Origin of the sequence: Paenibacillus sp. Soil724D2 (genome assembly GCF_001427935.1) — a bacterium.
Classification (GTDB): Bacteria; Bacillota; Bacilli; order Paenibacillales; family NBRC-103111; genus Paenibacillus_E.
Genome location: NZ_LMRY01000022.1, coordinates 104,699 through 116,571, shown reverse-complemented (window position 1 = coordinate 116,571; position 11,873 = coordinate 104,699). Strand labels below are relative to the sequence as shown.

Genomic DNA, 11,873 nt, shown 5'->3' with positions numbered 1-11,873 from the left:
CGTTTTTCTCTCGTTTCTCCCATGCCACACCTCGACCTTATTTATATTTTTAGTATACAGGTCTTCCATTAGAGTGTGTCTACTAATTAGTTTAATTCCATTTCCACCTATTCCACTGTATAAATCCAATGGAACTAACCCCAACCGCTGATGTCATGAGACATCATTGGATATCATCCAATCAAATCCCTCAAGTTGAGGTATTTCGACCTTTCTCCCAACGTAAATAAATAAGGGGTAAGCTTCGCTTACCCTAAAACTCTTATCAGTCAAAAAAAACCGCCGCGCACCAGCGCCAGCGGTTCTCCCCCTTACCTTACCTTTCCTTTCCTTTCCTTTCCTTTCCTTACCTTACCTTACCCCGTCCCCAACCTCAACCTCGCTTACCATAAGCCTCGTTGTACTCTCTTATCATCTGGCTGCCGCCATTCCGCTTCCAGCGCTCAATCTCTTGCTGGAATGCAGCTTTGTCCAGTTTCCCCAGGATATAATTGTACGTAGCGTCAGATACAATTTTGTACAACTCGACGCCTCGCTCGTCGTAGGTCTTCGACTCCAGTCCAACGGTCGGGTCTTTGACGACGTTTTTCTCGTTGTCCAAGCTCAGCCGGTCCGCGAGCTGCGACAAGGACTCACTCTCTGAAACGCGCATGACCTTCGGATTGTTCAGATCGGCAATCATGAGGGCATACAGCGCGTTCACTTCATTCACACGGATCTTGGACGTCTCTTCCGTCAGCAGAACTTGATCCCCTTTGGTTGTGTAATGACGCCCCTCTAACCCATATTTCATTAAGTTAGCGACATCTTTATCCATCGAACGATCAAAAAATTGCAGCATCTGCTTCAACTCCGCCTCGGTTCGTATCGCCTTTTTCGAAAAAAGATAGAGCGCACTATAATTAGGGATCGACCAAATCCGAAAACCCAATGGGCCTTCGATATGGTTCACGAGCGTGAGCTTCGCCTTCGGGTTAATGAGCTGAGCTTCGTCCGAAAGACGCTGCACATCCTGCATGCTGCCAATATAGACGCCCGCAATGCCGCGAATGAGTTTATCGCGCTGAACTTCCTTACTAGTGACTGCGAAATCGGCATTGATCAGCTTCTCGTCATACAGCTTCTTTATATAGTTCATCGTGTCCACGTAGGCTTGGGTTTCGAATTCAGGTACTAGCTTCCCAGCATCATCAGTACCCCAGTTATTCGGAGTACCGAAATAAGAACTGATCGTTTTGAACGCGCCAAAAACCAAATCATTCCGGTCGGTCAGACCGATAGTGTCTGCCTTCCCATTCAGGTCAGGATCACCGAACGTGAAAGCTTTCAATACCTGATACAGCTCATCCAGATTCGTCGGCTTAGCCAGCTTCAGATTGTTCAGCCAATCTTCACGAATAATAATGCCCTGCCGAGAGGAGGGCCGCTCGGTGTACAAGCCATAGATTTTGCCATCGACAGATGCCTGTCCCAAAATCTCCTTGTTCAGCTGTTTCAGATTCGGATACGCCGCCAAGTAAGGTCCGATATCCCAAAATGCACCGGAACGGATCGAATTTTTCATCAGCATGTAGTCCGTATATTTCACATAGGTTGCTTTTTTCAAAGAGTTTGTGGTGAGCGCAGTGTTCATTTTATCGGTATATATACCGTCCGGAACCCAGTTAAGATCAAGCTTCGTTTGTGTGCGATTCTCGATTTCCTGAACGAGTTCAGGGATGGGTGGATGCGGAAAATGCAGCGGTGCCATAATCGATATAATGGGACGATTACCGTTCACGTCATCTGTCTTTTGAGAGCTGCTTTTCTGACAAGCACTGATCAAAGTAACCATCAAGAGTCCTATCAAAAGGAGACCAAAAACCTTGAAACCCTTGCCATATAAACTTGTTCTCATGAGAGATCCTCCCTTATAACAGCGGTGTTTATAGTCAGAATCAGAGAAAATGATTATCCGTCACTCAGATGATTATTGCTCTTAACGCCTGTCTTGACTACAATACATAGATAGTCTGAATGAACATCCTCAAGATAGATAGGTGTTGGATGCGATGCGCTCTTTAAGTTTTCTTAGCAAAATGACCATATTCGGGTTCCTGCTCAGCACACTGCCGGTTATCTTCATCGGCGCCTTCGCCTTCGTAACCTCGTCGAGCGAAATTCAAAAGAATGTCAACGAAGGTAAAATGCAGCTGATCACCCAAATCAACTCCAATGTAGAGCAGAAATTAACGACTGTCAACCATACACTTAATCAGGTCATCAACTCTACCGTGCTCAAAAAGGCGATGGATATGCCCCTAACTGTAAACGATTTCATGATGTACGATGACCTGCGCAGCGAAATTCGCTATATGCAATCTTTTGATACCAAGCTGGAAGATGTCATCTTGATCAATGCCAGGGAAAACTGGATGATTAAGAATTCGGGCTTGTACCGCTATGACAGCTACCCTTATTACGATAAGCTTATGACCCTGATGAACACGCAGGAGAGCAGCATTTGGACGCTTAATCCCTCCAAGTGGTTTTTTACGGAAGAAAATGCGAGAAGCGTAACGTGTGACTACAGTATTTCTCTAGTTAAAAAGCTGCCCACCACCGGTTTGGAGAAATACGGCTTGGCTCTGGCTAACATCCCTGCCTGCAGCCTGCAGGATCTGATTAAAAATGATACCGAGAATCTGGATGACATCCTGATTATGGATGAACAGAATCGGATTCTCATGCATCCGGATTCAAGCCTAATCGGCAAATCCATTACCGAAGCTGGCCTTACGGATTTGAAGCAGTTAGAGGCGCCAATGGGCCAATTCTCAGTGGATATTAACGAGAAACCTTATTCCGTCAGCTTCCTGCGTTCAAATCTCAACAACTGGACCTATTTATCCTTAACCTCCATCGACAGTTTGACAAAGGAATCAAGTAAAATCGGAACCTATACGATCTATGTATGCGTCCTGATGCTGCTCCTCTCCATGGTCTTAGCTTGGCTAGGCTCGCGCAAGATGTATTCGCCGATCCAGCTTCTTTTGAACCAAATCGGAGGGCTTGTGACCGTCAATCAGAAGCGGAAGGCCAACGAGTTCCAGATGATCAGCGAGCATGTCCATACCTTGTTCCAATCGAAGTCCCAACTGGAAAGAGAAGTCCATCAGCATATCGGCCAGGTACGGACGTTTTTCTTAATCAAGGCTTTTCAAGGGCATATCAAACAGGGCGAGCTGCTGGAGAAATTGGCACAGTTCGGCTATAACAAGCACATTGAAGAGTGGAAAACGATGTCTGTGATCACGATGCAGATCGATTCTATCGACAATACGCGTTACGAAAAACGGGATATGGAGCTGCTGCTCTTCGCTGTGCACAATATGATCGAGGAACTGGTCCCTTCACAGCAGCGTCTCGCTCCCATCATTATTGACCAGACCGTGGTCACTTTGATTGGAAGTGCCGATAGTGAAGAAGCTGCCTTTAGCAATACCGTATATGCATTAACCGAGCAGATGCAGCAGCATATCTATAGCTTTCTGAATCTCCACGTCAGCATTGGGATGAGTCTCCCGATTCACGCATTCTCGCAGATGTCGATTGCCTATCGGGAAGGTCTAGAGGCTTTGAAGCATCGCATCAAGCTGGGTGAAGGCATCATCATTCAATATGAAAATATTAACTCAGGGAAGCATTACTTGAATTTAAACTATCCGAAGCCGATCGAGAATGAATTGATTGATGCGATCAAGCTTGCCGAAAAGGATAAGTCCAAGGAGCTTCTGAAGCAGCTGCTGCAAGCCGTATTTGCATCTCCGCTGACGCCGCAGGAATATCAAATTCCACTGGCACGGCTGCTTAACAACCTGCTCATGGTGATGCAGGAATCCGGGATCAGCTTGAATCAGATTCATCCGAACAAAGGATCCCTCTTCGAGGAGCTCCTGAATTTGCATATGACAGCCGAAATCGAGGACTGGTTCTGGACAGAGGTTATTCACCCGCTGATTCGCATTTATCGCGACCGGCAGGATGCCCAGTACCACAATATTTCCGAGAAGATTATTGATCTCGTGCAGCACTATTACGATACCGACCTGACGCTTGAGGAGTGCGCCTCCCGACTGCATTATAACGCGAATTATTTGAGCAGTATTTTCCGCAAAGAAACGAACTGCTCCTTCAGTGACTACTTGTCGGCCTACCGGTTCAACATGGCTAAGAAATGGCTATCCGAAACCGATATGCCGATCAAGGATATCTCTTCCAAGCTGCGCTATAACAATTCGCAAAACTTCATCCGTTCGTTCCGCAAGCAAGAAGGGTTAACCCCCGGCCAGTATCGGGACAAAAAGAAAGAAGGCTCGGCACCTAGCGTGTAGGTTCCTTGCCTTCCTTGCTTGTCCTAATCCTAGCAACCAAAAGCTAGGTTGTTGGTTTGACAGCTGCTTTGAGTGCAGCACGATTATCCCATAAGAACGATACAACGCTGTTACGTTCCTCAAAGAATGATTCTTTCTCATCTACATAGTCTTGGCCAAGTCCATGAACGCTGAAACGATCATCCGAGTAGTTCATCAAAGTCCATTGCCCTCCGCGTTTGTTGTCGGCAAACACAAGGTATAGTTTCTCTCCTGAGGCGTCCCATTTGGCAAACGATGAAAAATTGTCCAAAATCTCACCAATGTCGTTTTTCTTTTTGATTTGCATGATCGTATCCTCTCTTTCAATTATTGTTAGGCAAGTTTACTTAAAAGCACTGTTTCCGTTTCCAATTCTGTTTCCTGAAGCTTGGTTTTCCACGCCATTTTATGTTGTGAAACGGTTAAAAATATGTGCTTATAGCCTTCTGATATCGTCAAAACTGGTTTACCGTATACAAGTGACTGAGACAAACGGTAGGTTGCTTGTTCAACATCTTTCGGAGTGTCTTTCTGTTTCCGTAGGATAATAAGCAGCTGCATACAACCAAACACCTTAAACTGGTTACTGCACTCTGTATGATCCACGTCATACCAATCCATTTGTTCAACTTCTCGAACCGTAAAAACGTAGGAGTCCCCTAATTCATTCTCAAGCGTAATTTCACTAAGCTGGATGTTGGTTTTGTTTAATTCGTATGCGACCTGTTCTAAGGCTTGCTTCTTCGTTTGGGCTTGAATGAGGTATGAAATATTAGCATGAAAGGTTGCCTCTGCGATATAGTCTTCTTGTTCCATTTCCCCTTTGATATCTCCTTTAAATTCATGATGTGTTATGTTCTATGGACAAGAAAATACTATAAGAAAATGGATAAAAAGGTTGTCATTCCGTAGGGTGGGATTTTAGGAACCTTTGTCGAATAATTTTTAACGGTATAAAAAGAGAAAAGGCACGCCTTGAAGGTGGCCGTGAACACTTGCGCCAGCAAGCTTCTTCATCACGTCTATGCCATCCTCACTCAAGGCGAGCCTATCTTACTTAAACATTACCATCTATGTTACAAAATCAAATCCCAGCTGCCGCATACACTTTATCAAAGCCGGCTTTGGAACGTTGGACTAAGCTCTCAGGGGATTCTGTCGGCGGCGTTGCCGTCAATATTTCCTGAGAGACAGCCCCCTTATAACCAATACGCTGCAGCCCTTGCAGGAAGCCTGCCAAATCTATTACACCCTCACCTGGATACAAGCGTCCATTATCCAGCACTTCTTCCACGGGAACATCTGGTGCGTCGTTGATGTGGACATGTACGATCTGCTCAGCGCGAAGCTTCTCAATATCTGCCACCGTTAACCCGTTCGTGTACCAATGGTACGCGTCGAACAATAAGCCAACGTTGCTCTCGCCAATGGCGTCGATCCAATCCAGCGTCTCATCCAGCGTCCAGATGAACGGATGCTTCCAGCGCGTACGCAGATGATGCGGACCAACGAACTCTAATCCAAGACGGATGCCGTAGGCCCCTAGGATTTGGGCACAAGTACGCAGTCTGCGTGTAGCTAACGCCATGAAATGCGCAGCGCCCAAATCTGTTGAAGGTAACACGTACGTGCAGCAGTTCGTACATCCAAGTGCTGCGGCAGCTGCTGCTGCTTGTGTCAGCTTCGGCAAGTCTGCGCGGAACGTCTCTTCCGTCCCTCGCCATTCAACTGGCAAACCGATGGAACCAATGACGAGGCCATGTTTATTGAGCAGCTCACGTGCCCCATCTATACTGTAGCTCTCTACTAAACCAAGCGCGTCGATATCGACGGCCTCGAAGCCATATTTTGCCGCTAACTCTATGAATTGTTCATTACTTTCAAGCTTGCCGAGTCCAGCCCCCGTTAATCCTCTAAGCATATTCATTCCTCCAAGTGTGATGTTATTCGTTCCAGTTCAGCTTCACTTCATTCCCAGTTCGTGAAGATTCGTAAATAGCATCGAGAATTAAATTGTTCGTATAGCCGGAGAGTGCCGATGTAATCGGTTGTTTGCCTTCACGAATGCAATCTAGGAAATGGAGGCTGAGGCGCAGACGTTCACCCTCATCATCATCCGGTTTCTTCAGATCGGTCTCAATTGCTTTATTAAACTTCTCCGTCAACAGCTTACCGTTAGCTCCGCGATAGCTCGCTCCGCCTTCTGTTCCCATCAGGTGAACGAACGGTGTATTGTCCGTATCCATATGTACGGCCCAGCTCACTTCCAGCGTCAGCGTGCTGCCATCTTCCATGCGAATCAAAGCAGTAGCCAAATCTTCGACGTCATACGTACCGTTCCAATTCGGCGTACCCCATGTTCCGATTCCTTTGCGGCGAGGCCCGAATTCGGCATACGTAGCGCCCGATACCGACACTGGCTTCGGATTCCCCATCAAGTAGAGGGCAAGATCCAGCATATGAACGCCAATATCAATCAGCGGGCCCCCGCCGGACTCCTCCATTTTCGTAAACCAGGTGCCCCAACCAGGAATACCCTTGCGGCGGAACCAACCTGTTTTCGCTGTATAAATTTTGCCTAGCTCACCGGCATCGACCTGCTCTTTGATCTGAAGGGGCACGGATTCCCAGCGCATTTGGTGACCGATCATGACGACTTTATCTGATGCTTGACTGGCCTTGTAAATTTGTTTGGCCGCTTCTGCATTAATACCCATTGGCTTCTCAATCAGCACATGCTTACCTGCTTCAATCGCTTGTACAGCAAGCGAAGCATGGTGCATATTAGGCACGCCGATAATAACAGCGTCTACATTCGCACTTTGTATAAGTTCTTCGGGGGTAGCCGGCACGTAAGGAATACCATGTTCCTGCGCGCGTGCTTCCGCGAGTGGCAGATAGGCATCCGTAATCGCCGTAATTTCACATAAATTGGCTAGCTTTGAAAATTCACGAATATGAACCCCGCCAATATTTCCCGCTCCAATAATACCTACTCTAATTTTGTTAACGCTTCCCACTGTTCGTTCCTCCTCATATGCACATCCTGTTCGATCTCCTTTTATGGTAAAATAAGTGCAGCAAGAAGTCGTACCGTTATTTCGGAAAACGTCCCATTTTTTCGAAGGAGATCAGCCTCACTATGACGTACTTTCCCGATTATCTAAAAACATACCCCAATATGGAGTCGTCCTTCCCTTTTCACTTCAGCAGGAATACGCTCGACCGTGGCTTTCGGGCACATCGCCATGATTACTTAGAGTTCTCTTATGTCGTCCATGGCCGAGGAGCAGAAACCATAAATGATGTGAAACATACGATGACACCAGGCACTTTTACGTTCGTACTGCCCTATCAGGTGCATGAAATTTTCACAGATCCGGGGGAGCATCTAGTCCTATTCAACTGTTCGTTCAGTATGGACTTGCTTATGGAGCCAGGGAACGATCAAGGCTTGTCTGGCTTGTTTAATGATACGAATACCCTGCCGGGCTATGTCCAACTGAGTGGGCAAGATCAACAGCAAATGAGTGCTCTCATTGAAGATATGTACAAAGAGTACAACGCGAACGAACGCTACAGGCAGACGCTTCTGAAAGCAAGACTGAAGGAAATTCTTGTTCGGTTCGATCGTTATCGTTGGAAACAAGCAGGACAGACTGAAGCTACGGCCATCTCGCCAATCTCAGGGGCAAAAACGAGCCCTTCGGTGTGGCCAATCATTCACTACATCCACCGGAACTATCAAGAGGATCTGGCATTATCTGACCTTGCGACTCGGTTCACCATGAGTGTATCCCGCATCAGCGAGGTCATTAAACAAACGACCGGCCAAACGTTCGTTCATTTCCTTCACGATCTGCGACTTCGCCATGCGTGCAGCCTGCTTGTATCCACCGACATGAGCGTGACGGAGATTGCCTTGGAAGTCGGGTACGGTTCTTATAAGACATTCTCCCGCATTTTTCGGGAAAGCAAAGGCATCGTGCCGAAGGACTATCGCAAAGCCGAGTATGGCCGACGAGTGACACAAGGATAAACAACTTCGATGGTATCTTACTTGTGAGATCAACCATCAAATGCAGAACATGTCGTAAGGAGAGGGCAACCTCTCCTTTTTTGTTATGCATGCCAGTGTTCATTACTCCGCCTTTTGTTTAGCACATTATGAATCTACTTTGCATTTTATATAGAGAATCTAATATAGAAACGAGGTGATCGGAATGGCTCGTGCAAAAGCTGTTTTACAACCTGATCTAATATTGATCAGTTGGACAAGAAACCCTCTTCGCCCAGGTTCCGCACGCAGGATTATTGCTGCTCGTGTTATTGGCAATGCTCAACCTTGCAGATTTACATTGGTTCCCAATGGATTGCTTATCAATGCCTTAAACTGCTTATTAGACCATGACATCGGTTTTAAGATCGTCTTCCAGAAAAAAACTTCAAGTTTTAGCGGATATTTGGTGTTACAACGCAATCGATAATTTGTTTTTAAAAAGACAGAAAGAGATCCACAACAACGGGTTGTGGATCTCTTTCCTATTCATTATTCAACGGATAGAAATATCTTTATTCTGCCATCCTGAGAATAAAATTCAAAATCAGTTTTATATGCTCTTTTAATATCACTTTTCCAGATATCCTCCCAAGCATGAAAGACGCCTTGCGGATCCGTATGATCTACTTCTACAACATGGTAGTTTCCTGCTAGAATTATGACACTACTCTCATCCGTAAATTTCTCTTCAGAACCAATATGCAAATCATAATCACCTGTAAAATCACTTGAATAATGATTATAAACTGCATAGATATCACCTTTTACATTTAAACGAAGAAACTCTTCCCACAGACTAAGTATTTTGTTTGTATTTTGATTATTTGTTCTTATTCTTTTGCCATAAATCTGTTTTTCAGTAACTGCTGCATGCATGTATATATCCTCCTACTAGTTTTAATATAGAGAATATAACATTCATTCTGTGACAACAGTCTGTCAGCATTTATAAATAAATACGAACTAATGTTTAATCTCAAAAGTCGTTTTTATGTTAATGATATCGTCATACATAGAAAGATACTCAGCCTTCAACTTCTCATCTTGTAGATTATACTGTACATCTGTTGGAGTGCTTAGCGTGAAAACACGGTCTCCCTCTTCTCCAATTTTTGAGAGATGACTATTCCTAGCTGTTTCTTCACCGTTTATCTGCCAGTCTTCTTTCGTCCATATCGAGAGCGTAAAGGACACGCCCCCAAACTCTTTATTTGCTCTATCGATAAAATCAAAATTTTCACGTTTAGAAGCTATAAATATGGAGTTCGCGACCTCATATTTCCCTTCCCAACGCTTAGGGAGTTTTAGTGTGAAATTGTATGTCTTATTTTCATAGGTGATGCTTGGGACTTGACTAATAATCCGATTATTTATGGCGCCAATATGAAGATTGACCGTTGAGTATGCTCGAAAATCCCCTAATCCCTCTGACACGAAGGTCTGGGCATCGACCCCAAAATCATTGCCGCTGATGGCAACTTCCCCAATTTTTTCACTTTTATCATTGTAAAAAGAAAGGTTTGCTCCTATCATATTCTTGGTATTACCCATACCTTCCATTTTCAGTTGCCCTGTGACTTTCGTGTTTTCACCCTTTTTTGTTAGAATTAAGTTTCCAACAGATATGCCTTTATAATTGGGATCTATTAACGTTAAGTTTCCATTTTTCACGAAAATCATATTTGTATCCGCATCATAGTCAATCGTAGCCCCCAAGTTTTCAGCGACAAAACGGATAGGTACATAAGCATGTCCGTCTACGTTCAGTACCTTGTAGTCATTGTTTAATGACGCAGTATTACCATTGATTTCAAAGCTTGCTGGAAATAACAAGGCTTGAATAGTATCCGAAGCCACAGCAACCGATGAACAAGCAATAACGAAACCACAACTTAATCCCAATAGAAATTTTTTCAATGAGCTGCACCTCTTCTTCATTCTTTAAACGATTAGACGCTAGCCATTGTATTTAGTTGTAAGAAATAGGAAGTTATAAGAAGGAGATTGATGATTTGGATTTATTGTTTAAAGAGGCCAGCAATAATCACGAGATATCTGTATACGACACTCCGGAACTATATGGTGAGAAAGGAAACTTCCGAGTCTTGGAGTTTTCCAATCAGGCTATACAAGGTGCGATGGATTTGAATAATCCGGAAAGAATCCTATTTGAATACCCGCGGGCAATTATCCATTTAATGGATTTTAACGCCCCATCATTCGAAGATGTATTTGTCATTGGGCATGGAATTGGAACGATTGCTGGGCATTATTTGGAGAAACGATTTAAAGTAGCAGAGCTTGATGATAAAATCGTGGAGTTAAGCAAGAGGTTTTTTGGATACCGCAAGGATAATGTGATTGTTGGTGATGGACGCCAGATTCTCGGGAGTGAGGAACCGCTGACCTACGATTATATTATTTTGGACGCCTTCACAGAGAAGGGTACTCCTCTGCATTTAACATCCAGGGAATTTTTCAGGATAACGCGGGAAAAACTCGATTCCCAAGGGTCTATCATCATGAATCTGATGGGCAAAGGCGAGAATGATCAGCTTCTAAATGCCATTCATACGACTCTTAGCGAGGAATATGCTTATGTCAAATCGTTTGCCCTGCCATCTGAGGATGCCTCCGACATACTAAATATCATCGTCATGGGCAGAAACAAGCCTATCGGATTTCAAGCGCGCCATATGGCGGGTTTCACAGAGATTGAACTTGGACAAGGTTATGTCATTAGGGATTAGCAGCCCAAAAATGAGAACAATTAAGCGCGGAAAACGCGCTTAACCTGGAGTGCACGAACAAATAAGCGCGAAAACCGCGCTTACAGCGAGAGCTCTGCGAGCCGAAGCTCGCCGACAGAGTTTGATTATTCACAGATCGGTATTTTTCATAATTTCCTATACAATAAAAAACGTTATCGTTCAAGTGAACGGATAACGCTTTTTTGTGTTAGGCAAAGTATTGTTTTAGCGGTTCCCAGTAGTTGATATGCCAACCCTTAGACAAATGTTCACTTTGGTCCTCAGGAAATCCTGTATGGCTCAAGGTTAAGCGAGTTCCCTCCCCTTGTTCCTCCAGCTCGAACTTCACCAGGGAATATACGCCCTCTTCCCAATCCTTGATACGCCATGCTTGAATAATTCGCTTATTTGGCCTTAGCTCTATATTCTTCCCTACAACTATCCCTCCGAAGCAGGAAAAGGTGCCGCTGGATTCGGTCGACGTTTCTGTCGGAGAGCCTCCCATCACCTCACTAAACAGTGTTGCATCGGTCAATGCCTCGTAGATGCGATTCGGACTAACGGGGAATACCACCTCTTGTAGGATCGTCGATCCACACTTGCAAGTTGATGTCGTCATTGTCTTCTATCTCCTGTACTTGAAGTTGGCAAATGTTATTTTCCCCAATG

General features: G+C 44.8%; 12 protein-coding genes. 4 read left to right on the top strand and 8 right to left on the bottom strand.

Features of this window, described 5'->3' with window-relative positions; genetic code table 11:
* Positions 1-373 precede the first annotated feature (373 nt).
* A complete protein-coding gene (locus ASG85_RS19220; RefSeq protein ID WP_060647507.1) occupies positions 374-1,897 on the bottom strand; it encodes an extracellular solute-binding protein in 1,524 nt (507 codons plus the stop codon).
* A gap of 154 nt (positions 1,898-2,051) precedes the next feature.
* Between ASG85_RS19220 and ASG85_RS19215 the strand changes: the two genes are divergently transcribed.
* Entirely contained in the window at positions 2,052-4,373 is a 2,322-nt protein-coding gene (locus ASG85_RS19215) for a helix-turn-helix domain-containing protein (RefSeq protein ID WP_060647506.1), read from the top strand.
* Between the two features lie 43 nt (positions 4,374-4,416).
* Here the strand turns inward: ASG85_RS19215 and ASG85_RS19210 are convergent, their stop codons facing one another.
* The 4 genes from ASG85_RS19210 to ASG85_RS19195 form a co-directional block, all read right to left on the bottom strand.
* The gene (locus ASG85_RS19210) at positions 4,417-4,701 is read right to left on the bottom strand and encodes a hypothetical protein (protein ID WP_057303996.1); all 285 of its coding nucleotides are present in this window, start codon (positions 4,699-4,701) and stop codon (positions 4,417-4,419) included.
* A gap of 26 nt (positions 4,702-4,727) precedes the next feature.
* Positions 4,728-5,210: a hypothetical protein gene (locus ASG85_RS19205; RefSeq protein ID WP_060647505.1), complete on the bottom strand. Its 483-nt coding sequence runs from the start codon at positions 5,208-5,210 to the stop codon at positions 4,728-4,730.
* A 268-nt stretch (positions 5,211-5,478) separates the two neighbouring features.
* Complete coding sequence (locus ASG85_RS19200) at positions 5,479-6,315, bottom strand: sugar phosphate isomerase/epimerase family protein (protein ID WP_057303994.1); 837 nt, start codon at positions 6,313-6,315, stop codon at positions 5,479-5,481.
* A gap of 22 nt (positions 6,316-6,337) precedes the next feature.
* Positions 6,338-7,414, bottom strand: coding sequence for a Gfo/Idh/MocA family protein (locus ASG85_RS19195; RefSeq protein ID WP_057303993.1), 1,077 nt, complete (start codon positions 7,412-7,414; stop codon positions 6,338-6,340).
* Positions 7,415-7,536: 122 nt separating this feature from the next.
* Here ASG85_RS19195 and ASG85_RS19190 point away from each other — a divergent pair, with 122 nt between their 5' ends.
* Entirely contained in the window at positions 7,537-8,433 is an 897-nt protein-coding gene (locus ASG85_RS19190; RefSeq protein ID WP_057303992.1) for an AraC family transcriptional regulator, read from the top strand.
* Between the two features lie 184 nt (positions 8,434-8,617).
* Positions 8,618-8,881, top strand: coding sequence for a hypothetical protein (locus ASG85_RS19185; protein WP_060647504.1), 264 nt, complete (start codon positions 8,618-8,620; stop codon positions 8,879-8,881).
* A 62-nt stretch (positions 8,882-8,943) separates the two neighbouring features.
* On the opposite strand, the gene ASG85_RS19180 is transcribed toward ASG85_RS19185, so the two are convergent.
* Complete coding sequence (locus ASG85_RS19180; protein WP_060647503.1) at positions 8,944-9,330, bottom strand: GyrI-like domain-containing protein; 387 nt, start codon at positions 9,328-9,330, stop codon at positions 8,944-8,946.
* Positions 9,331-9,417: 87 nt separating this feature from the next.
* Positions 9,418-10,371 carry a stalk domain-containing protein gene (locus ASG85_RS19175; protein ID WP_060647502.1) on the bottom strand — a complete coding sequence of 318 codons (954 nt, stop codon included), beginning with the start codon at positions 10,369-10,371 and terminating at the stop codon, positions 9,418-9,420.
* Between the two features lie 95 nt (positions 10,372-10,466).
* Here ASG85_RS19175 and ASG85_RS19170 point away from each other — a divergent pair, with 95 nt between their 5' ends.
* The gene (locus tag ASG85_RS19170; protein ID WP_060647501.1) at positions 10,467-11,204 is read left to right on the top strand and encodes a spermidine synthase; all 738 of its coding nucleotides are present in this window, start codon (positions 10,467-10,469) and stop codon (positions 11,202-11,204) included.
* A gap of 208 nt (positions 11,205-11,412) precedes the next feature.
* Here ASG85_RS19170 and ASG85_RS19165 read toward each other — a convergent pair whose 3' ends face one another.
* The gene (locus ASG85_RS19165; RefSeq protein ID WP_060647500.1) at positions 11,413-11,823 is read right to left on the bottom strand and encodes an SRPBCC domain-containing protein; all 411 of its coding nucleotides are present in this window, start codon (positions 11,821-11,823) and stop codon (positions 11,413-11,415) included.
* Positions 11,824-11,873 lie beyond the last annotated feature (50 nt).

Bases quoted from the DNA above. Each gene is read 5' to 3' on its own strand.
- ASG85_RS19190 (WP_057303992.1), top strand. From the start codon at position 7,537: ATGACGTACTTTCCCGATTATCTAAAAACATACCCCAATATGGAGTCG.
- ASG85_RS19185 (WP_060647504.1), top strand. From the start codon at position 8,618: ATGGCTCGTGCAAAAGCTGTTTTACAACCTGATCTAATATTGATCAGT.
- ASG85_RS19215 (WP_060647506.1), top strand. From the start codon at position 2,052: ATGCGCTCTTTAAGTTTTCTTAGCAAAATGACCATATTCGGGTTCCTG.
- ASG85_RS19205 (WP_060647505.1), bottom strand. From the start codon at position 5,210: ATGGAACAAGAAGACTATATCGCAGAGGCAACCTTTCATGCTAATATT.
- ASG85_RS19200 (WP_057303994.1), bottom strand. From the start codon at position 6,315: ATGCTTAGAGGATTAACGGGGGCTGGACTCGGCAAGCTTGAAAGTAAT.
- ASG85_RS19220 (WP_060647507.1), bottom strand. From the start codon at position 1,897: ATGAGAACAAGTTTATATGGCAAGGGTTTCAAGGTTTTTGGTCTCCTT.
- ASG85_RS19180 (WP_060647503.1), bottom strand. From the start codon at position 9,330: ATGCATGCAGCAGTTACTGAAAAACAGATTTATGGCAAAAGAATAAGA.
- ASG85_RS19210 (WP_057303996.1), bottom strand. From the start codon at position 4,701: ATGCAAATCAAAAAGAAAAACGACATTGGTGAGATTTTGGACAATTTT.
- ASG85_RS19165 (WP_060647500.1), bottom strand. From the start codon at position 11,823: ATGACGACATCAACTTGCAAGTGTGGATCGACGATCCTACAAGAGGTG.